Source organism: Ruegeria sp. (genome assembly GCF_965243365.1).
Taxonomy (GTDB): Bacteria; Pseudomonadota; Alphaproteobacteria; order Rhodobacterales; family Rhodobacteraceae; genus Ruegeria.
Window position 1 is genome coordinate 2,837,740 of the sequence record NZ_CBDEUW010000002.1, and the last position, 19,846, is coordinate 2,857,585.

A 19,846-nucleotide genomic window follows, 5' to 3' on the forward strand; every position below is an offset into this window, starting at 1 on the left:
GTCAACCGCCCGTCAGGGTCGCCACATTCGCAACCGGGGTCAGGCCGCCTGCGATTAAAGAGATCGACTTGGTCCATTGGGCATAGGGGGCTTCGGTCACATAGATCGTGTCGTCGTCACGGATAACAAAATCACGGGCAACGAACAGCCCGTTCGGGGCGGTCAGGTTCAGCAGATATATCATGCGCTGGTCGCCCTGAAGCTCGGGGCGGCCCATCACGTTGCGGGCAACCTCCTGACGTTCCTTGCGCAGCACAAAAATGCCGGTCGGGTCCGAAGACAGGGATTGCAAGCCGCCGACCTGAGCCAGTGCTTCCAACGCCGACAGATCCTGGCTTTCAAATGAAACACGGGACTGACCACCAGTCGCACCCAGTGCAATATAAGATCGGCTGTCCTCTTCAACCAGAATACGATCCCCGCCGCGCAGGGCAATGTCGGTCGCCGGGTTTCTGAACAGATCCTCGTACCAGATCGTGCCCTTGCTGCCGTTGCGGATCACGGTAACCATTGCGATGTCGGTTGCGACCGATACGCCCCCCGCATTTGCCAGCATCCCGGACAAGGTGCGGGTCGGCTGTTCAATCGGATAAATCCCCGGTGCGCCAACAGTTCCTGTCAAAGACACTGACGAGCCGTTACCAGCCACACGTCGCACCTGTACCTGAGGGTCGGGTGTCTGCTCTTCCAGTTTTTCCGAGATCAGGTTGCGCAACTGCTCTGGCGTGCTGCCGGCCGCGCGAATGCGCCCGGCATAGGGGACGAAGATATACCCTTCGCTGTCGACCTGTACTTCATCCAGCGCCGTGGCGGCTCCGGTTTCGGTCGTGAGCAACCCATCGTCGACGTTTTCCCAGATCGTCAGACCCAGAACGTCGCCAGGACGCACGGTGTCGGCTGTCACGTTTTGGGCGTTGCGGAAGGATTGCGAGAAACCGTAATTGGGAACGACCGAGGTTGCCTTGGCCACGCGGTCGTCAACTTCGACGACAAAAGCATTGCCGCCTTCTTCGACGGAACCGGCCAGGATTTCGGATTTATTCGGTCCGGACTTCGGAAGCTGGCAGCCCGCAATCAGGCCGCAAACAGCCAAAAGGGACGCCGCCCGCACCCATGGGTTTCGAGATCGCTGCACTGCCGAATGTCCTCAGTCGTCTTGTTGTGTTTTAGTTGTTTTGCGCAGGCTACCCGTTTCCCGGCGTAAATTCCAGCAACAGGTTCCATACGTTACTTAACGATCTTCAACTGTGGCGTCCCGGTCGCGCTGCGATTTTGGATCGCCTGATAAGGATCCTGATCCCGCAACATCATATCGACGGCACGCCGCAGCAATTGCCGCCGCCCTCGGCGCGAGTAAAACCCGCCCGGAACCTGACTGGTCTCAAGCAGGAACCGCCGATAGATTTGATAGGCGTCGTTGTCTGGCGGGATAGGATTGGCAAAGAACGCCTCGGCCGGTTGTTTCGAGACGAATTCGCTTTTGTCATAGACGGATTGCCCGAAACTGCGCAACGGAATGCCGCGCCACAAAACCTGCTGCCCCGCAGTAGAATTGATCGTCACGGCCGAGCTGGCATCATCCAGCAGCCGCGCCAGTTTCCCACCGGGCACATAGTGAATACGATCCGCAATCCCGTGGGCGCGGGCAGCCTTGCGTACCCGTTGCCGCAATGGTTCCCGATGGTTTTCCAGCGGGTGTTCTTTCAGGACCAATCGATGATGCGACGGCGCGCCCCGGGCGAAGCCGTCGATCATCTGCTCGACGAATTCCGACATTGTGCGATAGCTCGAATGCGCCTGAACGGAACTGTCATGCCCCAGTTGCATCAGGACCAGATGATAAGGAAAGCCTCCGCGACGGACCTTGGCGGTGGCCCAAGCCCTCTGAGCGCGATGAAACGGCATCAGCGCCAGGCGTTTGAAATATAGCCGAAACTCTTCGGACACAGGCAATTCCCGGTGGCGGCGGAAATTGCGGTATCGGCCATTTCGAAACATGACGAACCAGTGATACAGCGCCCCGTAGAAGATATGTTGCCGCATATCCCCCCAATGCGAAGGCGGTGGAGGCGCAGGCCCATCCGCGTTTGACAGGGCGTCTGCCATACGGTCGACACTCATCTGCATCAGGTGCGAATTGCCATTGGATCCTGTACGTTCATAGGTGATCCACCAGGGGCGCAGATACCCTTCTTCGAACACGTGCACAGTGATCCCTTGGCGCTTGGCGATTTCGATGGCCTGAGCATGAACAGGGCGGGTGTCGCCATAAAGCACGATATCCGTGATTTTCCTGTCTGCGATCAATTGGGACAATGTATCGGGCCAGTTCTCGGGGCGGTCCTGATACGGGATATAGCTTGACCTGTCTGTCCAGAACGCCTGATCCCCAGCGTTAAAGCCAACCCGCCAGACCTGCGCGCCTGTGGCACCTAACATGCGACCCAGCGCACTGAAGAACGGGCCATGCGGTCCCTGAAGAAACAGGAACACGCGCGCGTCAAATGCGGAAGGGACAGGGGGCATGGCTGCTCATTTCGTGTTTATTCCAAAAACTATGCCTGTTTGACGGGTTCCGGGCAAGGCAGGGCTTGCCCGTAAGCGCGCTTGGGCTTACCTCGGCTCTGAAACCTAGACGCAAGAGGGTTAATGGAATGTTTACAGGGATTGTAACCGATGTCGGCACTATCTCGGAACTGGACCAGCAGGGCGATCTGCGGGCGCGGATCGCCACCGATTATGATACTGCCAGTATCGATATCGGTGCGTCCATCGCCAGCGACGGGGTCTGCCTGACCGTGATTGCACTGGGCGATGACTGGTATGACGTGCAGATCAGCGCCGAGACCGTGTCGAAAACCAATCTGGGCTCCTGGACAGTTGGCAAGCGCATCAATCTGGAACGCGCCCTCAAGGTCGGGGACGAACTGGGTGGTCATATCGTGTCCGGCCATGTGGATGGCGTGGCCGAGGTTGTCGCCGTCGAAGATGAGGGCGACAGCACCCGCGTCACATTGCGTGCGCCCAAAGATCTGGCCCGGTTCATCGCGCCAAAAGGGTCGGTGGCGCTGAATGGAACCTCGCTGACGGTCAATGATGTTGATGATTGCGATTTCGGGATCAACTTCATCCCTCACACCAAAGAGGTCACGACCTGGGGCGAGGTGGCTGTCGGTGATCGCGTCAACCTTGAGATCGATACTCTGGCCCGCTACGTGGCGCGGCTGGCCGAGATGTCGTGATCTTTACGTGGATGGGCCGAAACGCGCTGTCAGCGTTTTGGCCACCCACCATAGGCCCAAGGCCAGAACAGCAGCGGCATATCCGTCGACCGCGTAGTGCCAGGCTAGCTGGACCGACCCGAGCATTATCAACAGGGCAAAACCAGTCAAAACCCACCCCAACCAGCGTTTGTAGGTAAAGCCATAGATCGCGACCATCACGCTTGTCGCCACGTGCATGCTGGGCATTGCTGAAATTCCACGTACGGGTCCATCGTTGAAGTGGCCGTCCAGCAGCATTTGATGAATTTCCAAGGCCCAGACGGGGCTGATGTCATGTGAGGCATGCAGCAGGTCAACCAGCGGAACAAACTGATCTCCGAACCCGAAAGTGTCAAAATAGACAGGACCGACCGAGGCGAATATGATGGCCAGCAGGTTACCTCCGATCACCCAGCAGAGTGCAAAGGCAACCAGAAAAACAGTGCTGCGGGTCGGATCGCGCCGGTCGATGCAAGCGACGCAGACCGCAAGGTAGCAAAGGACAAACCACGCAATATACACAACGTTTAGCAGAGTGGTGATGTATGGGTGCCCCAGCACAGGCCAGAGCAACCTCCAGGGATCCTGGCCACCGTGAAGCAGACGATCCAACTGGGCGAATATCGGATCCCAAGTATATGGGTTGATCGCAGGAATTTCGCCCTTGATGTAGGAAAAGGTTACGATCACCACCACAGCGCAGGCCAGGCCGGTGATTGTGTCCGCAAGACGGTCACGGTCGGAAAGTAGCCTTCGGGTATCCGCTATCATCCATTGGATCGGTTTCTTCGGCTTTACGGCAAAAATGGCATAGGCAAAACGCCAGGAAAAAAAGCTGGCGAGCATCAGGATCGTCAAAATGCGTGTAACGCCCCAGATTTTGAGTGCGGTTTCCGACCAAAATGATGCGCCTACGTAAATGCTGACCGCGATACCAAAGCACAGATGCAGGCCAGCGATAGTAGCCAGCAGCCGGTTACGCCACAAAACGCCGGGCAGAAAAAGCCCGGATGTCGGGAGTTCGGAAGACTTGAACACGATCTTGTTCCAGGAAACGTTACGGCTTTCTAAAGCAGAATGTTTCCGTTTTCGGGCGTGTGAAAGGCTGAAATAAGGCGATATGTGGACGATTGACCCGACCCCTGCCCACTAGATTGGTGACAAACACTCTGGTCGCGGGTGACCGGACCCTGTTTTCCGGCCGCCTGACCGATCGAAATTTTGGTGCGGCCGTTCGTCAACAATAGATGTGGACTGGTCTTTGCGCGCGTGTTGGTCTATCCCGCCGGGCAAAGATGCCATGCGAAAGGCTGCCCCATGAGCTTTGAAACCCCCGGACCGGTCGAGGCCCAGCTGCGCGACGCGATCAGCCCGATTGAGGATATCATCGACGAGGCGCGTAAGGGCCGGATGTATATTCTGGTTGATCACGAGGATCGCGAGAACGAAGGCGATCTGGTGATCCCGGCGGAATTTGCGGATGCCGAGGCGATCAATTTCATGGCCACCCATGGTCGCGGTCTGATCTGTCTGCCGATGACGGCGGAACGGATCGAAAATTTGGGCCTGCCGATGATGGCGGTGAACAACTCTTCGCGCCACGAGACTGCCTTTACCGTATCCATCGAAGCGCGTGAGGGTGTGTCGACCGGTATCTCTGCCGCGGACCGCGCGTTGACGGTGGCAACCGCGATCAACGAACAGAACACAATGGCCCACATCGCAACGCCTGGACACATCTTCCCATTGCGCGCCAAGCGGGGTGGGGTGCTGGTTCGCGCGGGCCATACCGAGGCCGCCGTGGACATCTCGCGCCTGGCCGGTCTGAACCCTTCAGGTGTGATTTGCGAGATCATGAAAGCGGACGGCACCATGGCGCGTCTGCCCGATCTGGTCGAGTTTGCTAAAACCCATGACATGAAGATTGGTACGATCAGCGATCTGATTTCCTACCGGTCGCGCAATGACAACCTTGTGGTCGAGACCTCTCGTGAAACCGTCACGTCAGAATATGGCGGCGACTGGGAGATGCGGATTTTCACCGATCAGACCCACGGTATCGAACACGTTGTCATGATCAAAGGCGACATCACCACGCCCGAGCCAGTCCTGACCCGCACCCACGCGCTGCACGAAGCGCCCGACATTTTGGGCCTTGGTCCGAAATCGTCCCGAGAGTTACCCCGCGCGATGGAAAAGATCGCCGAAGAGGGCCGTGGTGTGGTCTGCCTGTTTCGCCAACCACGCAACTCGCTTTATGCAGCTGAGGATGAAGGTCCCCGCACAATCAAGCAGACCGGCCTTGGGGCGCAGATCCTGTCCAAGATGGGCATTCAGGAATTGGTCTTGCTGACCGACTCGCCCGAAACCGTATATCTGGGGCTGGACGCCTTTGGCCTGTCCATCGTCGGCACCCGCTCGATCCTGAAGGAAGACTGAATCATGGCTGAACAGGACAAACACGGCATTCTGCCGAGGCCGACATTCGATAAGCCGGTGAAGCTGCTGATCGTTGCGGCCCCGTTCTACCGCGCGATTGCCGACAACCTGATCGCAGGTGCTAAGGCCGAGATCGAGGCGGCGGGCGGTACTTGCGAGGTGGTTGAAGTGCCCGGCGCGCTGGAAATCCCGACCGCCATCGCAATGGCGGACCGGCAATGCAACTTCGACGGCTATGTTGCGCTGGGCTGTGTTATTCGTGGTGAGACCACGCATTACGAAACGGTCTGCAACGACTCCAGCCGTGCTATTCAACTAATGGGTTTGCAAGGGCTGTGCATCGGCAACGGCATCCTGACCGTCGAGAATGATGATCAGGCCGAAGTTCGCGCCAATCCCGAAAAGATGAATAAAGGCGGCGGGGCGGCGGCTGCGGCCTTGCATCTGATCGCGCTCAGCCGTAAGTGGGGCTCTTCCAAAAAGGGCGTGGGCTTCAAGCCGCCGTCCGAGTCCATCCTTGTGGCGGGCGACAGCAACGGACCCACGACAGCATGACCAAGACCAGCGCGCCGAAACCGGCCAACCAGAAACGCCTGATGAAATCCGCCGCACGCCTTTATGCCGTGCAGGCGCTGTTCCAGATGGAACAATCGGGCCAGACGACCGAAGCCGTCGTGAATGAGTTTCTGGATCACCGGTTCGGCGCTGTCTATGAAGGCGAGGAAATGCCGGACGGCGATATCAGCGTCTTCCGGTCGCTGGTCGACAATGCGGTGAATTATCAGGCGCCGATCGACCAGATGACTGACCGCGCTTTGGTTGCGAAATGGCCGATTGCGCGCATCGACCCGACATTGCGGGCGCTGTTTCGTGCAGCAGGGGCCGAGCTGACCCAAAGCGACACTCCGCCAAAAGTGGTCATTACCGAATTCGTCGACGTCGCGCGCGCTTTCTTCCCCGAAGGCAAAGAGCCGAAATTCGTAAATGCCGTGCTGGACCACATGGCGCGCGAGGCCCAGCCCGAGGCGTTCTGACGCCTTTACCTGACCCGATTATGGGCTAGGCTGACTGTCATCATGTTATGAGGTCCGCCATGCCCAAATTGATCCGTCTTTACATCACTCAGGTTGCTTGGGGATTTGTCATTTCGGCGGTGTTTGTCGGGGTGTTGCTGGCTTTTAACGTCGCCAATCTGCTTCATCTGATCACGACCTCTGAGATCGGATTGATCGCCCTTGTGATGATCTGGTTTATGAACGGCATTGTCTTCGCCGGTGTGCAGTTCGCATATGCGATCATGAGCATGGCAGAAAAGAGCAACAAGAACTCAGGCGGCGGCTCGGCAGTCTTGCACTCAGCGCCAGTTCCGGTCGCGGTCGTCAAAAAACAGCGTTGAGTTTTGCCGGGATTCGTTGAATCTGCTTCCCACCATTTGCGGATCGAGACTCGGATCACATGCTAGTTCTCCATATCGGATCGCCCAAAACGGGTACGACTGCGATTCAAAACTATCTTTTCAAAGGGCAGGAAAGGTTAGAGAGCGCCGGATGCCGATACCTTCGGTCCGGACGAAAAAGCATCGCGCACAATCCCCTTGCTAGGGTCTTTGCCGGTCGACACCCGGCAGATGACTTGCCTGCGCTGCAAAGCGAAATCTCGGAATCGGATGCGCGCGTCAAAATTCTAAGCAGCGAGATGTTTTTCTTGCCCGGCATCGCAGCCTCTATTGGCAACACGCTGAGAGGATTGGGTGAGGATATCAGAGTGGTCGTCTATATCCGCCGTCCGGACGCATATGCCGAGGCAATGTACAAGCAAAGAGTAAAGAATGGCCGCATTGCACCAGACCCAATGGCATACCTGACCAGATTTGGAGAGCAGCTGCGCTTTAGGCCGATTTTGACCGAATTTGAAAACGCATTTGGAAAGGATGCGATCTGCGTGCGCCCCTTTGACCGCGCCAGGCTGGATGGGGGTAACGTTGTTCAGGACTTCTGGGCCCAGCTTGGGATGGGTCCTTTTTCCGATGATGACGCTCTGACCGGAGAGACCAACAAATCGCTGTCACGCGCTGTCTCGGAACAGATCGGGCAGGTGGCGCAGCACACCCCATTCAACGTCAGGGTCATGATCCGCCAATTGATCGCGGATGCCTCGCCGGACACGCGGCGGTCCAACGATGTATATGACCTTGAGACGCGCCGAAACATTGTCGAAGCGTCCAAGGCTGATCTTGATTGGCTTTCGGAACGTTTTCTGGGTGGCCAGGGCCCGGCGTTTCAGTTTGATGATCTGGCCGCGGATGCCGAAGACAAATACCCCGACTGCGAAGAGATGTTGAGGCTGGAGCGTGCCGCCATTCGGAAAGTGATCCCGTTGGTTGGACGGCAGATGGCTGATCGACAGGGGAATGCAGATGGTGAGTGATCGCAAAAAAACTGAAAGGTCGCGCCGGTTTCATCACACTGTCGACGATGTTTCCCCTGTTCGGCAGTTGGCGGGGATGTGACGGATGTACAGCAAGAAGGGCGAATTGTGACGTTTCCGACCTATGAACAGGTTCTTGAGTCTCAAGACTTTCAGGAAGACCTTGGCAATCTGAACGCGGCTATCGCAGCATCGCTCAGGGCAGTTGGAGAGCCTGTCGCGATCAATGGCAACGCGCTTTACACGCATATGCAGGAGGATTTTCCCGACCACGAATTCTCGAGCAATATGGAAGCGAAACGTCTTGCAATTCACTATCTTGCGCAACAGTCCAAATGTTTCCTCGAGGTCGGAGTCGCCGGTGGGCATGCGGCTTTGCTGGCGTTGCATTCCAACCCCTCATTGACGTTCATCGGCGTTGATCTGGGCCAAAGGCTTCGCCCGTCCTGGCCTGCGGTCGATGTCTTTGTGCCCGCCGCGTTCGAATGGTTTCGGCACCGTTTTCCGGATCGCGTGAAGCTTTACCGTTCGGATGCCATCCGGGGTATCCGGCAAGCTGTGGCTGAACAACCGTTTGGCCCTGTCGACTTTGTGCATTTGGACGCCCAAAAGAACACACGGTTTGAAGAACTTGCCGCCCTCTGGCCCGGCCTGGCGGATCGGGCTTATCTGATGCAGGGTGACAACAAAAACGGCCATGTCCGCGAAAGCTCTGCGCGAATGAAACGTGCACGCAGGGCCACGGCCCTTGACGATCCGGTGCTGCGCGACTTTGCGCATCCAACATACGAAGTGTTGGAAATCGGTCCGTCGATCATATCCGGCCCGGTTGACTTGGGGTCGCTGGAAGGACAGCGGATTCTTGTTTGCACGGCACACCAGGATGACGAAACACTTTTCGCTGGTTCCCTGCTGTCCCACCTGAAGGGCAAGTCCCAGATTACGGTGGCCTGTTTCTTTCGACCGGCCCCAAATCGCCGCGACACCGAAACACGCGAAGCTGCATTGTCCCGCGTTTGCGCGGATTTAGGGGCAGAATACCTGCAATACCCGTTTGCGGTCGAGGCGGACCACCCCCGGCTGAGGCGCTTTATTCAAATGCCAGAAAAGGGTGGGGGTGAACTTCCGGTTATTCAACGTCCCTTACGTCGGCACCCGCTGTTCTCCGCGCTGGCCGAAACTGTCCATGCAACAATTCAAAAGCTCCAGCCGACTGTAATCCTTACGCATAATGAGCGCGGCGAATATGGCCACATAGAACATGTGTTTCTGCATCACGCAGTACAAAACGCTGTGGGTCGAGGCTGGCAGGGGCGGCTGTTGAACTTTGGTGTCGGGATGCCAGAGGCCGATCTGTTGGTTCCCGTGGATGAGGGTACGAAGGGCAGACTTTTCGATGAATACCTGCCTCAGTGGGACGGTCGCGCGCGATATGACTTTGCGCTCAGCGACGAGGCGTTCGTTGATGCCTCTGGCTGGACCGATCTGGTGGACGACTGAACCGCGTCGCCTGTCGCGTGTCCGGCAAAGGAAAATGTGGCGGGACCACCAGTCAACCGTGGGGCTTTGATTCCCGAGGACCTGTAAATACAGGTGGGCGCCAGGTAATCAGGCCAGGACCTGAACAGAGCCAGCTCCCTCGGAATTGCTTAAGGCCACCGGAATGCTGCCTGTCACGAGAAGGGCAGAACCCGCCAAGCGCCTAAGTAGGGCTTGAAACGGGTTCGCACAAGGGGTTTCGTATTTGGGTTACGCGCCAACAGTTTCGTGCAAGGCGGTGCGCATCTTGCCGAAATGCTCGTCCCAGCCGTTGTCCAAGGCAAGGATCAGGCCAAATGCCTCGGCCCCTTGTGGCAGGCCTTCGTGCAACAGGCCAAGGCGCGTGCCGCCTGCAACCGGCTCCAACGTCCATTTGACCACGCTGACGGCATCACCCATGGGTTTCACTGTGAACGTGTATTCCAGATATTCCGGCCGACGCGCGGCGCGCACCTCGCCCCAGATCAAAAGGTCTCCGCTGGTTGTGCCATACATTTCAAGCTTTTGACCGGTCGCCAGCCGCCGTTCGGGTTTATGAAACCACTCGGCCAGACGGTCCGGTTCGGTGAGGTAATCCCAGACGGTCTCGGGGTCTGCGCGCAGGAAGATTGTCTTTTGCAATACAGCGTCAGTCATGCTTTTTCCTTTCAATTGCGTCTTTCAGATTGGCAAGGCGGTCATCCCAGAACCGGTCGAAATAGCTGAGCCAGTCCAGAACAGGGGACATTCCCGCAGGTTCCAGTCGGTTGATGCGTTCGCGGCCTTTGGCCTCAACCGTTATCAGCCCGCCATCGGACAACACCGTCAGATGCTTTTTGACCGCAGCGCGAGTCATGTCGAACTGGTCGGTCAACTGCCCGATGGTCATGTCCCGATCTGCCAGAATGCGAACAATGTCGCGGCGTGTCGGGTCAGCAAGGGCGCGGAACGCGTTTTGAGTTTGATGGTTCATGAGTTTCCTCATTTGCGATACCTTTCGGTATCATTTAATTAAGATACCAAATGGTATCATGTCAAGGCTGCTGTTGGACTTGATTTTTGTTCACCAATTGTTCACATTCCGGAAATGACCTTGGATCTGCAACCCGGACAGAAACTTGCACGCGGAGTGTCCCGGCACCTTCTATCTCATGGCTATGTTTCCATTGAGGAATTTGTGCCCACGCGTGGATTGCGCGTGGATGTGATGGGGCTGGGGCCAAAGGGGGAGATATGGGTGATCGAATGCAAATCCAGCCGGGCTGACTATCAGTCAGACTCGAAATGGCAGGGGTATCTGGAATGGTGCGATCGGTTTTTCTGGGCTGTGGACACCGAGTTTCCGACTGAATTACTGCCACCCGAGACAGGTTTGATCATAGCCGATGCCTATGACGCCGAAATCTTGCGTATGGGACCGGAAAGCAAACTGGCACCGGCACGGCGTAAGAAAATGATCCAGAAATTTGCAGTGGACGCCGCGCGCAGGCTACAGGCGTTGCGCGACCCGCGGGTCTGATCCTAACCTTTGACCGCCCGCGCAGCCTGAGCGGCGGCGCGAATCTCTTCGGCGATTTCCTCGGCCTCTTCGGGGTCGAAATCCATTGGAATTTCGATGCCATCACCCTCGATGAACAGGCGCACCATGCCCTGATCGGTCGGACCGATCTGCAGGTTAGCTTCGATATCGCGTTCAGTATTGATGCCCATGTGCGCCTCCGGGGACTGAGCGTTCCTGCTAGCGCGCAGTGGGTTGAGAATCAAGCCGCCTGTGCGTTCATATGGGGCATGGATGAGATCGAAATCAGAGAGTTCCGTGCAGACGATGCCCAGTGGCTGGTCGATCTGCACGGTGTTTCATACGCTCGCGATGAGGGGTTTGACGACAGTTTCGGCGCGTTGGTTGAGCAAATTCTAAGTGATTTTGTGTCGGATCATGATCCGACACGAGAGCGCGGTTGGATCGCCGAACGCGCGGGTACTCGGCTGGGCAGTATTTTCTGCGTGGTACAAGGTGAGCAGACGGCCAAACTGCGCCTTTTCCTGCTGGTGCCCGAAGCGCGCGGGCAGGGGCTGGGCAAGCGGTTGCTGAATACCTGCATGGGGTTCGCGCGTGATGTGGGATACAAGGATATGCAGTTGTGGACGCATGAAAGCCACGCTGCGGCTTGCGCGCTTTATCGCGCCTCGGGGTGGCAGCTGACAGGCAGCAAACCAGTGCGTTCTTTCGGTGTCGATCTGGTCGAACAAAGCTGGAGAATTCAGCTTTAATCCTCTTGCAATCCCCTGACGCGTTCGGTACATCGCCCTTCACGAGTGCCGCCTTAGCTCAGTTGGTTAGAGCGCTGGATTGTGGATCCAGAGGTCCCCTGTTCAAGCCAGGGAGGCGGTACCATCTTCCCGGTGTGACAAGAAAATCTGATTGGGTTCGGGCTTTCGATCCGCTAGTGATCACAAACATCATCTTGAAGGCGCAGTCAGGCATGTCGGAAGCCAAATTCAAAGATATCCGCAACAGCGCTCGGTTGTCGGTTGCCCCGATGATGGATTGGACCGACCGGCATTGTCGCTATTTCCACCGACTGCTTAGCGTCGAAACCCTGCTTTATACCGAGATGGTTACAGCACCGGCACTGGTGCGGGGTGGGGCGTTGCATCTGTTGGATCACGACCCAGGCGAACACCCGGTAGCATTGCAGCTTGGCGGCTCCGACCCCGAGGAATTGGCGCAGGCTGCCGCTTTGGGTGCCGAGGCCGGATATGATGAGATCAACCTGAATTGCGGTTGCCCGTCCGACCGGGTTCAGTCGGGAACGTTCGGCGCGGTGCTGATGAAAGACCCGGCGCGGGTGGCCGACTGTGTCGCAGCGATGCGCAGTGCTGTTGAGGTTGAGGTGACGGTGAAATGCCGTATCGGCGTCGATGAACAGGAACCGCACGAGGTGCTGCCTGAGTTTCTGAACCAGATACGTGCCGCCGGTTGTCAGCGTGTCACCATTCATGCGCGCAAGGCGTGGTTGCAGGGGCTAAGCCCAAAAGAAAACAGGGATATTCCGCCGCTGGATTATGATCTGGTGCATCGAATGAAGGCTGCGTTTCCTGATCTTCACATCTCCATCAATGGTGGGATCACGTCGCTGGATCAGGCGCGGGCTCATCTGGAGGCCGGGCTGGATGGGGCAATGATCGGGCGATCCGCTTACCATCAGCCCGCCGATATTCTCGCCGATGCGGATCGGCAGATTTTTGGCGCTGGCCAGGCGGTTGATCCTGTGGAAACGGTTCACAAAATGGTGCCCTATATCGACCGGCATATTGCTGGCGGAGGGCGGCTGCACCAGATTGCCCGTCACATGTTGGGCCTTTTTGCAGGTCGACCCGGCGCGCGGGGTTGGCGCAGGACGCTGTCAGAGGGCGCAGTGCGTGATCATGCGGGGCCTGAGGTTTTGTTGCAGGCGCTGGCCTGTATCGAACCACTATCGCAGGTGGATCGCGCGGTTTGACACGGCCCTGGGCCGAATTGGGGGGATAATGCCCGAGACGATGTTGCTGGCCCAGATGCTGGGTCTTTTGCTGGTGATCGGCGCTTTGGCCGGGGTGCTTGCCGGATTGCTTGGGGTTGGAGGAGGGATCGTCCTGGTCCCCGCCTTTTTCTATGCTTTTCAGACCCTTGGATATGGCGGACCGCAATTGATGCAGCTGTGTCTGGCGACGTCTCTGGCGACGATCATTGTGACATCAGTTCGATCAGTGCTCAGTCACAACAAAAAGGGTGCGGTCGATTGGGCGATATTGCGGGGCTGGGGCCCCGGCATTGCCGTGGGTGCGATTGTTGGCGTGCTGGTGGCGTCTGCTTTGCATACAGAGTTCCTGCAGGCTCTGTTTGGAGTTCTTGGCATGGTGATTGGCGCCTATCTCGGGTTCGGTCGATCCGAATGGCGATTGGGCGATGCGATGCCTAAGGGATTGAAGCGTGCCGCACTCTCTCCTTCGGTGGGCTTTCTGTCTGTGCTGATGGGTATCGGAGGCGGCAGCTTTGGCGTGCCATTGATGAGCCTATACAACACGCCGATCCACCGGGCTGTTGCGACGGCTGCCGGATTCGGCGTGATCATAGCGGTTCCTTCGGTTCTGGGGTTCTTGTTCCTCAACATTGCACCGGAACACCGCCCTCCGCTGACCATCGGTGCAGTCAATCTGGTGGCCTTTGGCGTGGTCATTGCGATGACAATGATCACCGCGCCTTGGGGGGTAAAACTTGCCCATGCGATGGACCCCAAACCATTAAAACGCGTGTTCGCTGTCTTCCTGACGCTTGTGGCGCTGAACATGCTGCGTAAGGCGCTGGGATGGTAGATATCTTTTGGGATCGGGGTTGGGTCAAGTTTTCCCGCGATCCCGCTGTAGCGGAGTGGGTCGCGCGGGTTTTACCTGCCGCGCGCGCCTCGGTCACCGATCCGGCACATGCCGGTTGGCATGATTGTGAAGGAACCTGGTTCATCGGTGTGGACGCTCTGGACAATGATGCGCAGGGCAGGGTGGCTGGTTCGCCCCCGTTAACCGGGAAAGCGATTGAATTTGCTTCACAAACCTATGGTGGCATTGATCTGCACAAAGCGCAGATTTCTGTCATTTATCCGGGGTATCCGCAGCCCCGGCGTGGCGAATCCGACGCGGCGGCCCGGTATCGGGCCAAGCGGGACGCGGCTCATGTGGATGGGCTAAAACCTACGGGACCGGACCGGCGGCGGCATGTGGATGAGCCGCACGCGTGGATTTTGGGTGTTCCGCTGACCGAAGCCAGCGCTGACGCGGCCCCGATGGTCTTGTGGGAGGGTAGCCACAAGATTATGGGCGCAGCGTTTCAAAAGGCTCTTTCGGGCGTGCCGGCCCAAGAAATGGCGCGTTCCGATGTCACGAGTGTTTACCAAGCCGCCCGCCGCGAAGTCTTTGAAACCTGCCCACGTCTTGAATTGCCTGCCCGTCCGGGTGAAGCATATCTGTTGCACCGCCACTGCCTGCACGGTGTTGCACCGTGGGGGGCAAACGCGTCAGCCGGACCCGACGGGCGCATGATCGCCTATTTCCGACCGGAGTGCCCGGGCGGTGTGGCCGAATGGCTCGAATCCCCGTAACCTCCTGCCATTCTTGTGGTTTTGGAGAAAATTACGATGATTACGGTCCATACAAATTCAGACGGTGCCCTGATTGAGGTCGAATTGTCAGGTGAAGTGACAAGCGCCGACTACGCGGCGACTTTGGTTCCCGCGATTGAGACCGCTTTGCAGGATCACGACGCCGTGCGCTTGTTGGCAATCGTGACACCTGAATTCAAAGGGTACGATCTGGGGGCTGCTTGGTCGGACACCAAACTGGGCCTCAGCCATTGGCGCGGATTTGATCGTATCGGAGTTGTCGCCGATCAGAATTGGGTGCAAACCAGCATCCGGCTGGCTGCGCCTATCCTTCCGTGCCCGGTACACGTGTTTGCAATGAGTGAGGTAGAGGAAGCCAGACGTTGGATTCGCGAATCCCTTGGGGCGATTCATGTCACCGATCTGGGTGGCCCCTGCGTCCAAATCAGTTTGATGGGAAAGGTGGATTCAGAAGAGTATCGCCAGGCGCAAACCGATCTGGATGCAATATTGCATGATCGGGACGGGTTTCGTTTGCTGATTGATTTGCGAGAGTTCGACGGCTGGCAGGGTCTGACCGCAATGGCTGCGCATTTCCGGTTGGCAGCGGGGCATATCGGAATGTTGGACCGTGCAGCGATTGTCGGGGATCAAACCTGGCAAAAGATGGCGCAGCGGATGGCGAGCCATGTCTTGGGGACCCGAACCCAATATTTCCCGTCGGACGAATTCGAAAACGCAAAAGGATGGCTGGCGGCAGGGTGATCCCAAGCCAAAAATAGCCAGACTATGTGGCCGTTTTCACATGTTTTCGAAGGTTTACGTTAGGGAATACGGGGTTTTTGTGAGGTTTTTGTTGATCAACCGGTCAAAAAACTTCATACGGCGCGCGTTCGCCTCCTGATTGTAGGGGTGAGCTTTAAGTCCGTTTCGCGTCGCTGTGGGGCCACTCACTCAACCCACGCTACCTGAACTCTTCTCCCCCTCGGAGTTCAGATACACCTCGCAGCGACGCGCGATATCGCTGCGCTATTGGAACTTAAATGACTTTTTTGACCATTTGGAAACGGCTGCTACCAGAAAGACCATCGGTCACGAGACTGCGTGCCAATCTAAAACCTGCTTCGCGCATGTGCGGTTCAAAACAAACCAGCCAGACAGAACTTGTCGAATTGTTCGGCGCTGATTTGCGCGCCCATGCCTCACTCCGTGAGCCGGAAAACCAAGTCCGGACACTGGAAACCCAAGAATAGAAGGGTCGGTGGGTTACGATCCGTTCAAACGAGCGGCACGACCCCCGCGGCGTTTGGCCAGTCGGGGCTTTCGTTCGGGCAATTCCTGCATGATTTCAGAACGTTCTGAACTGTCCATTTTGGACCAGCGTGAAATCTCATCAATGGTGCGATAGCAGCCGGTGCAGATACGTTCGGTCGGGTGGACGACGCAAATCTGGATACACGGGCTTTCGACCTCGTTCCGTTTCCAAACCATGTTCGTCATCAGTGTTTTCCGATCCGTTACAAAAAGTGCAGCCTGTCCAGCGCGCCTTGTAGGATATAACCCGCCGCAACGTGATCGATAACCTGTCCGCGACGTTTTCGTGTCGTATCTGCCTCAAGCAGTGCTTTTTCTGCAGCAACCGTGCTGAGGCGTTCGTCCCAGAATCCAATTGGCAAATCGGTTAAGCGCATCATATTTCGGGCAAATGCTCGGGTCGATTGGCACCGGGGGCCTTCGGTTCCGTCCATATTTCGGGGCAGGCCCAGGAGAAGGCCGCCAATTTCACGATCAGTCACAATTTCGATCAGACGCGCGGAATCCAGTGTGAATTTCTTTCTGCGTACCGTTTCAAGCGGGCTCGCCACGGTGCGCATGCGATCCGAGACCGCGACGCCGATGGTCTTTTCGCCAAGATCCAGCCCCATCAGGGCAGTCATCGGCGACAAGGCGGCGACAAAATCTTCAAAAGCGTCATGGATCATTTGGCGATCCCGGCCTGAAGGGCGGCAGCGTCGATGATCTGCAAGGCCTCGGTGTTGCCTGCAAAAACGGCCTCGGCTTCGTTGCGGATGTCGATTGCGCGCTGTGCCTGACCCAGGACGCCAAGCGCCGCGATCAGGCGCGCCCATTCGTCGGGCGATCCACCTTCGGTTGCCAAGCGATCCGACAACTGATCCACCATGCCTTGGATCATCTCTTGCCGTTCTTCCGGCGTCATCTCAGTAGCGGCCTGCATATCCTCTTGTGAAGGGCCAGGCGCGGCGCTCATGTCGGGCGCGTTGAACACACCCGCGCGAAAAGCCAGATCGTCGATTTGCCCCCGGATCGCCTGAACCCAAGGTGCCCCCGCAGGCGAGTCGCGTAACGTGTCCACCCAAACCCTATACGCCAGATCAGGTCGCCCGACTTGTGCCAGCATCTGGCCCCAGTAGTATCTCGCGGGACCATATGCCGGGTCCCGCTCCAACGCCTGTCGCAGCGCCTCCTCAGCCTCGGGCGAAACATAGCCACCGGCAGCAAGGATCATCATTTCACCCAGGTCGGCATAGGTTTCCGCCGAGGCAGTGTCTCCGGTCAATTCAAGGACACGCTGCTGGGCTTCGTAACCCGCCCTGAAGTTCCCGGCATTGGTTTCGTGCTGCGCCAGCAGCATCTGCCCTTGCAGGTCGTCTGGCCGTTGCGCGACGGCTTCGCGCAGCTGCGTCAGCAAAGCTGCATAGTTTTCGTCAAGTTCCGGTACCTGCGGTTGTTGTGCCAGGCTTTCTGCCTCCGCCTGCGCCGGACGATTTTCCCGCAGGTCTTCAGCCAGTTCCAACCGTGCAGAAAGTGGCATATCCGGAAAGCCGGCGGCGCCCATCTGGCGATACATCAACAACGCGCCACCGATCAGTACGGCTGCCATAACAACCATCGCGGTCCAGGTTACGCCGCGCGAAGGGCCTGCGCTGTCCTTTTCACCTCGCATCTGAGCATCTGCAGCCAAAATCCTGCGTGAAACCTCGGTTCGGACACGTTCGGCATCCGCCTCGCCAATCACGCCGCGGGCCAGATCGCGATCAACGCTGGCCAGTTGTTCGCGGTAGACGTTGAGGTCGTAAGCTGCTGTTGGCGTGTCAGTACGGCGGATGCGCAGCATCGACACACCAAGAAATCCGGTCACTGCCACAGCAATCAGAATGATAAGAACCGAGAACGTCATGGACCCTCCGAAAACCTGCCCTGACTTAGACCTGACAGCGCGATGAAAAAAGGGACAAATAGCCGCGAGGTGCACACATGTCGCAATAGTGCATTATTGCGGCGCACAATGGCACGGGTAAAATGTCGCCACACGGCATACAGCGCCCAACCACCGAAGACCGGACGGATTCGCTCATGAGACATTATTCAGCCTTTGCTGTGGCGCGTGAGGCGCTGCGCTATCATACAGGATGGGAGCGCGCCTGGCGTTCGCCTGAGCCCAAGAGGCGTTATGACGTCATCATCGTGGGCGCCGGGGGGCACGGATTGGCGACGGCGTATTATCTTGGCAAGAACTACGGTATTCAGAATGTTGCCGTCATCGAAAAGGGCTGGCTGGGTGGTGGTAACACCGGTCGGAACACCACTATCATCCGCTCGAACTATCTGCAGGACCCTTCGGCGGCGATCTATGAAAAGGCACGCGGCCTCTACGAGGATCTCAGCCAGGAACTGAACTATAACGTGATGTTCAGCCCACGCGGCGTGATGATGCTGGCCCAGACTCAGCATGAGATTCGCGGCTACCAGCGCACGGCCCATGCCAACGCCCTGCAGGGTGTGAAAACTGAATGGATCACCCCCGAGCGGGTGAAGGAACTGGTGCCGATCATCAATATCGACGGCCCGCGCTATCCGGTTCTTGGCGCTCTGTGGCAGGAGCGCGGAGGCACTGCCCGTCACGATGCCGTGGCCTGGGGCTATGCCCGTGCGTGTTCGGCAATGGGGATGGACATCATCCAGCAATGCGAAGTCACAGGTGTTCGCTCGGACAACGGGCGCGTGGTTGGTGTCGATACCACCAAAGGCCCTATTGATTGCGACAAGCTGGGTATCGTGGTCGCAGGGCATTCCGGTCAGTTGGCCGAGATGGCGGGCTTCCGTCTGCCGCTTGAGGCCATTGCGTTGCAGGCCTTGGTTTCTGAACCGATCAAACCCTGCATGGATGTGGTGGTGATGGCCAACACCGTTCATGGCTACATGTCGCAATCCGACAAAGGCGAGATGGTGATCGGCGGGGGTACCGACGGGTTCAACAACTACACCCAGCGCGGGTCGTTCCATCATATCGAGGAAACCGTGCGGGCGTTGGTCGAAACCTTCCCGATGATCTCACGCCTGAAAATGCTGCGCCAATGGGGCGGGATCGTAGACATGACCGGGGACCGCTCGCCCATCCTGTCTTCAACACCTCTGGGCAATTGCTTCATCAACTGCGGATGGGGCACCGGTGGCTTCAAGGCCATTCCGGGCTCGGGCTGGGGCATGGCCCAACTGATGGCCACGGGGCATTCGCCACTTACCGAAGCATTCTCGCTGGACCGCTTCAAAGAGGGTCGCTTCATCGACGAAAGCGTCGCCGCCGGGGTGGCGCACTAAGGGGCTGCCCGACGATGCCAAAGAACAGAATTCTGATCGGCCCGCGCGCCGACCGATCGCCAAAAGGATGACCACATGCTGATCCTGAAATGCCCCTATTGCGGCGTTGACGCCGAAGAAACCGAACTGGCCGCCGGTGGCGAGGCGCATCTGAAGCGCTATGGCCCGAGTTCATCGGACGAAGAGTTCCACGACTACCTGTTCATGCGCGAAAACCCCAAGGGTGTGCATTTCGAACGCTGGCGCCACGCCAATGGCTGCGGCAAGTGGTTCCACGCCGCGCGCTGCACCCAAACGCTCGAAGTCTTCGGCACCTACACAGCTCAGACCAGCGAGCCGCCGCAAGAGATCAAGGACGCCATCACCGCCAAGCGGCCCGGATGGACGTGGAGAGACCTCTCCTGATGCTTCATCTTTTCCAAAATACTCCCGCCGGAGGCTCCG

At 57.8% G+C, this 19,846-nt stretch carries 25 protein-coding genes and 1 tRNA gene; 17 read left to right on the plus strand and 9 right to left on the minus strand.

Annotation, left to right across the window (positions count from 1 at the left end):
• Window position 1 precedes the first annotated feature (1 nt).
• The gene (locus ACP0GE_RS17750; protein WP_424833235.1) at window positions 2–1,135 is read right to left on the minus strand and encodes a polysaccharide biosynthesis/export family protein; all 1,134 of its coding nucleotides are present in this window, start codon (window positions 1,133–1,135) and stop codon (window positions 2–4) included.
• 92 nt (window positions 1,136–1,227) lie between these two features.
• Window positions 1,228–2,526: a capsule biosynthesis protein gene (locus ACP0GE_RS17755; RefSeq protein WP_424833236.1), complete on the minus strand. Its 1,299-nt coding sequence runs from the start codon at window positions 2,524–2,526 to the stop codon at window positions 1,228–1,230.
• Window positions 2,527–2,654: 128 nt separating this feature from the next.
• Between ACP0GE_RS17755 and ACP0GE_RS17760 the strand changes: the two genes are divergently transcribed.
• A complete protein-coding gene (locus tag ACP0GE_RS17760) occupies window positions 2,655–3,242 on the plus strand; it encodes a riboflavin synthase (protein WP_424833237.1) in 588 nt (195 codons plus the stop codon).
• 3 nt (window positions 3,243–3,245) lie between these two features.
• On the opposite strand, the gene ACP0GE_RS17765 is transcribed toward ACP0GE_RS17760, so the two are convergent.
• On the minus strand, window positions 3,246–4,301 hold the full coding sequence (locus ACP0GE_RS17765; protein WP_424833238.1) for a phosphatase PAP2 family protein: 1,056 nt from the start codon (window positions 4,299–4,301) through the stop codon (window positions 3,246–3,248).
• A 279-nt stretch (window positions 4,302–4,580) separates the two neighbouring features.
• Between ACP0GE_RS17765 and ribB the strand changes: the two genes are divergently transcribed.
• The 6 genes from ribB to ACP0GE_RS17795 all read left to right on the plus strand — a co-directional run bounded on the left by ribB (window position 4,581) and on the right by ACP0GE_RS17795 (window position 9,629).
• A complete protein-coding gene (gene ribB, locus ACP0GE_RS17770) occupies window positions 4,581–5,702 on the plus strand; it encodes a 3,4-dihydroxy-2-butanone-4-phosphate synthase (protein ID WP_424833239.1) in 1,122 nt (373 codons plus the stop codon).
• 3 nt (window positions 5,703–5,705) lie between these two features.
• Window positions 5,706–6,257 carry a 6,7-dimethyl-8-ribityllumazine synthase gene (locus ACP0GE_RS17775; RefSeq protein WP_424833240.1) on the plus strand — a complete coding sequence of 184 codons (552 nt, stop codon included), beginning with the start codon at window positions 5,706–5,708 and terminating at the stop codon, window positions 6,255–6,257.
• Complete coding sequence (gene nusB / locus ACP0GE_RS17780) at window positions 6,254–6,736, plus strand: transcription antitermination factor NusB (protein WP_424833241.1); 483 nt, start codon at window positions 6,254–6,256, stop codon at window positions 6,734–6,736. The genes ACP0GE_RS17775 and nusB overlap by 4 nt, the downstream gene beginning before the upstream one ends.
• A gap of 59 nt (window positions 6,737–6,795) precedes the next feature.
• Window positions 6,796–7,098, plus strand: a complete 303-nt coding sequence (locus ACP0GE_RS17785) for a hypothetical protein (protein ID WP_424833242.1) — start codon at window positions 6,796–6,798, stop codon at window positions 7,096–7,098.
• A 236-nt stretch (window positions 7,099–7,334) separates the two neighbouring features.
• Entirely contained in the window at window positions 7,335–8,129 is a 795-nt protein-coding gene (locus ACP0GE_RS17790; RefSeq protein WP_424833243.1) for a hypothetical protein, read from the plus strand.
• A 108-nt stretch (window positions 8,130–8,237) separates the two neighbouring features.
• Complete coding sequence (locus ACP0GE_RS17795) at window positions 8,238–9,629, plus strand: PIG-L family deacetylase (RefSeq protein ID WP_424833244.1); 1,392 nt, start codon at window positions 8,238–8,240, stop codon at window positions 9,627–9,629.
• A gap of 249 nt (window positions 9,630–9,878) precedes the next feature.
• Here the strand turns inward: ACP0GE_RS17795 and ACP0GE_RS17800 are convergent, their stop codons facing one another.
• Both ACP0GE_RS17800 and ACP0GE_RS17805 read right to left on the minus strand, forming a co-directional pair.
• A complete protein-coding gene (locus ACP0GE_RS17800) occupies window positions 9,879–10,304 on the minus strand; it encodes an SRPBCC family protein (protein WP_424833245.1) in 426 nt (141 codons plus the stop codon).
• A complete protein-coding gene (locus tag ACP0GE_RS17805; RefSeq protein ID WP_424833246.1) occupies window positions 10,297–10,620 on the minus strand; it encodes an ArsR/SmtB family transcription factor in 324 nt (107 codons plus the stop codon). Before ACP0GE_RS17805 ends, ACP0GE_RS17800 begins: the two co-directional genes overlap by 8 nt.
• A gap of 114 nt (window positions 10,621–10,734) precedes the next feature.
• On the opposite strand from ACP0GE_RS17805, the gene ACP0GE_RS17810 reads away from it, so the two are divergent.
• A complete protein-coding gene (locus ACP0GE_RS17810; protein ID WP_424833247.1) occupies window positions 10,735–11,166 on the plus strand; it encodes an MmcB family DNA repair protein in 432 nt (143 codons plus the stop codon).
• A 2-nt stretch (window positions 11,167–11,168) separates the two neighbouring features.
• Here the strand turns inward: ACP0GE_RS17810 and ACP0GE_RS17815 are convergent, their stop codons facing one another.
• Window positions 11,169–11,357, minus strand: coding sequence for a DUF6324 family protein (locus ACP0GE_RS17815; protein ID WP_424833248.1), 189 nt, complete (start codon window positions 11,355–11,357; stop codon window positions 11,169–11,171).
• 78 nt (window positions 11,358–11,435) lie between these two features.
• Here ACP0GE_RS17815 and ACP0GE_RS17820 point away from each other — a divergent pair, with 78 nt between their 5' ends.
• The 7 genes from ACP0GE_RS17820 to ACP0GE_RS17850 all read left to right on the plus strand — a co-directional run bounded on the left by ACP0GE_RS17820 (window position 11,436) and on the right by ACP0GE_RS17850 (window position 16,035).
• Window positions 11,436–11,918 carry a GNAT family N-acetyltransferase gene (locus ACP0GE_RS17820; RefSeq protein WP_424833249.1) on the plus strand — a complete coding sequence of 161 codons (483 nt, stop codon included), beginning with the start codon at window positions 11,436–11,438 and terminating at the stop codon, window positions 11,916–11,918.
• Between the two features lie 47 nt (window positions 11,919–11,965).
• A tRNA-His gene (locus ACP0GE_RS17825) sits at window positions 11,966–12,042 on the plus strand.
• 88 nt (window positions 12,043–12,130) lie between these two features.
• The gene (gene dusA, locus ACP0GE_RS17830; RefSeq protein WP_424833250.1) at window positions 12,131–13,150 is read left to right on the plus strand and encodes a tRNA dihydrouridine(20/20a) synthase DusA; all 1,020 of its coding nucleotides are present in this window, start codon (window positions 12,131–12,133) and stop codon (window positions 13,148–13,150) included.
• 28 nt (window positions 13,151–13,178) lie between these two features.
• Window positions 13,179–14,003: a sulfite exporter TauE/SafE family protein gene (locus ACP0GE_RS17835; protein WP_424833251.1), complete on the plus strand. Its 825-nt coding sequence runs from the start codon at window positions 13,179–13,181 to the stop codon at window positions 14,001–14,003.
• Window positions 13,997–14,782: a hypothetical protein gene (locus tag ACP0GE_RS17840; protein ID WP_424833252.1), complete on the plus strand. Its 786-nt coding sequence runs from the start codon at window positions 13,997–13,999 to the stop codon at window positions 14,780–14,782. Before ACP0GE_RS17835 ends, ACP0GE_RS17840 begins: the two co-directional genes overlap by 7 nt.
• Window positions 14,783–14,818: 36 nt before the next feature.
• Window positions 14,819–15,547 (plus strand): STAS/SEC14 domain-containing protein, encoded by a 729-nt coding sequence (locus ACP0GE_RS17845; RefSeq protein ID WP_424833253.1) that lies wholly within the window; start codon window positions 14,819–14,821, stop codon window positions 15,545–15,547.
• Between the two features lie 278 nt (window positions 15,548–15,825).
• The gene (locus ACP0GE_RS17850) at window positions 15,826–16,035 is read left to right on the plus strand and encodes a hypothetical protein (RefSeq protein ID WP_424833254.1); all 210 of its coding nucleotides are present in this window, start codon (window positions 15,826–15,828) and stop codon (window positions 16,033–16,035) included.
• 13 nt (window positions 16,036–16,048) lie between these two features.
• On the opposite strand, the gene ACP0GE_RS17855 is transcribed toward ACP0GE_RS17850, so the two are convergent.
• The 3 genes from ACP0GE_RS17855 to ccmI are packed head-to-tail and all read right to left on the minus strand — an operon-like array spanning window position 16,049 to window position 17,981.
• Window positions 16,049–16,282: a DUF1289 domain-containing protein gene (locus ACP0GE_RS17855; protein WP_424833255.1), complete on the minus strand. Its 234-nt coding sequence runs from the start codon at window positions 16,280–16,282 to the stop codon at window positions 16,049–16,051.
• A 17-nt stretch (window positions 16,283–16,299) separates the two neighbouring features.
• Window positions 16,300–16,764 carry a Holliday junction resolvase RuvX gene (gene ruvX, locus ACP0GE_RS17860; protein ID WP_424833256.1) on the minus strand — a complete coding sequence of 155 codons (465 nt, stop codon included), beginning with the start codon at window positions 16,762–16,764 and terminating at the stop codon, window positions 16,300–16,302.
• The gene (gene ccmI / locus ACP0GE_RS17865) at window positions 16,761–17,981 is read right to left on the minus strand and encodes a c-type cytochrome biogenesis protein CcmI (protein WP_424833257.1); all 1,221 of its coding nucleotides are present in this window, start codon (window positions 17,979–17,981) and stop codon (window positions 16,761–16,763) included. Before ccmI ends, ruvX begins: the two co-directional genes overlap by 4 nt.
• 176 nt (window positions 17,982–18,157) lie before the next feature.
• On the opposite strand from ccmI, the gene ACP0GE_RS17870 reads away from it, so the two are divergent.
• Both ACP0GE_RS17870 and ACP0GE_RS17875 read left to right on the plus strand, forming a co-directional pair.
• Window positions 18,158–19,402 carry a sarcosine oxidase subunit beta family protein gene (locus ACP0GE_RS17870; protein WP_424833258.1) on the plus strand — a complete coding sequence of 415 codons (1,245 nt, stop codon included), beginning with the start codon at window positions 18,158–18,160 and terminating at the stop codon, window positions 19,400–19,402.
• A gap of 75 nt (window positions 19,403–19,477) precedes the next feature.
• A complete protein-coding gene (locus ACP0GE_RS17875) occupies window positions 19,478–19,807 on the plus strand; it encodes a sarcosine oxidase subunit delta (protein WP_424833259.1) in 330 nt (109 codons plus the stop codon).
• The last annotated feature ends 39 nt before the right edge of the window (window positions 19,808–19,846 follow it).

Excerpts from the sequence above, each read along its gene's own strand:
- ACP0GE_RS17755 (WP_424833236.1), bottom strand. The coding sequence starts at position 2,526 with ATGCCCCCTGTCCCTTCCGCATTTGACGCGCGCGTGTTCCTGTTTCTT.
- ACP0GE_RS17760 (WP_424833237.1), top strand. The coding sequence starts at position 2,655 with ATGTTTACAGGGATTGTAACCGATGTCGGCACTATCTCGGAACTGGAC.
- ribB (WP_424833239.1), top strand. The coding sequence starts at position 4,581 with ATGAGCTTTGAAACCCCCGGACCGGTCGAGGCCCAGCTGCGCGACGCG.
- ACP0GE_RS17775 (WP_424833240.1), top strand. The coding sequence starts at position 5,706 with ATGGCTGAACAGGACAAACACGGCATTCTGCCGAGGCCGACATTCGAT.
- nusB (WP_424833241.1), top strand. The coding sequence starts at position 6,254 with ATGACCAAGACCAGCGCGCCGAAACCGGCCAACCAGAAACGCCTGATG.
- ACP0GE_RS17785 (WP_424833242.1), top strand. The coding sequence starts at position 6,796 with ATGCCCAAATTGATCCGTCTTTACATCACTCAGGTTGCTTGGGGATTT.
- ACP0GE_RS17800 (WP_424833245.1), bottom strand. The coding sequence starts at position 10,304 with ATGACTGACGCTGTATTGCAAAAGACAATCTTCCTGCGCGCAGACCCC.
- ACP0GE_RS17805 (WP_424833246.1), bottom strand. The coding sequence starts at position 10,620 with ATGAACCATCAAACTCAAAACGCGTTCCGCGCCCTTGCTGACCCGACA.
- ACP0GE_RS17810 (WP_424833247.1), top strand. The coding sequence starts at position 10,735 with ATGACCTTGGATCTGCAACCCGGACAGAAACTTGCACGCGGAGTGTCC.
- ACP0GE_RS17815 (WP_424833248.1), bottom strand. The coding sequence starts at position 11,357 with ATGGGCATCAATACTGAACGCGATATCGAAGCTAACCTGCAGATCGGT.
- ACP0GE_RS17820 (WP_424833249.1), top strand. The coding sequence starts at position 11,436 with ATGGATGAGATCGAAATCAGAGAGTTCCGTGCAGACGATGCCCAGTGG.
- dusA (WP_424833250.1), top strand. The coding sequence starts at position 12,131 with ATGTCGGAAGCCAAATTCAAAGATATCCGCAACAGCGCTCGGTTGTCG.
- ACP0GE_RS17835 (WP_424833251.1), top strand. The coding sequence starts at position 13,179 with ATGCCCGAGACGATGTTGCTGGCCCAGATGCTGGGTCTTTTGCTGGTG.
- ACP0GE_RS17840 (WP_424833252.1), top strand. The coding sequence starts at position 13,997 with ATGGTAGATATCTTTTGGGATCGGGGTTGGGTCAAGTTTTCCCGCGAT.
- ACP0GE_RS17845 (WP_424833253.1), top strand. The coding sequence starts at position 14,819 with ATGATTACGGTCCATACAAATTCAGACGGTGCCCTGATTGAGGTCGAA.
- ACP0GE_RS17850 (WP_424833254.1), top strand. The coding sequence starts at position 15,826 with ATGACTTTTTTGACCATTTGGAAACGGCTGCTACCAGAAAGACCATCG.
- ACP0GE_RS17855 (WP_424833255.1), bottom strand. The coding sequence starts at position 16,282 with ATGACGAACATGGTTTGGAAACGGAACGAGGTCGAAAGCCCGTGTATC.
- ruvX (WP_424833256.1), bottom strand. The coding sequence starts at position 16,764 with ATGATCCATGACGCTTTTGAAGATTTTGTCGCCGCCTTGTCGCCGATG.
- ccmI (WP_424833257.1), bottom strand. The coding sequence starts at position 17,981 with ATGACGTTCTCGGTTCTTATCATTCTGATTGCTGTGGCAGTGACCGGA.
- ACP0GE_RS17870 (WP_424833258.1), top strand. The coding sequence starts at position 18,158 with ATGAGACATTATTCAGCCTTTGCTGTGGCGCGTGAGGCGCTGCGCTAT.
- ACP0GE_RS17875 (WP_424833259.1), top strand. The coding sequence starts at position 19,478 with ATGCTGATCCTGAAATGCCCCTATTGCGGCGTTGACGCCGAAGAAACC.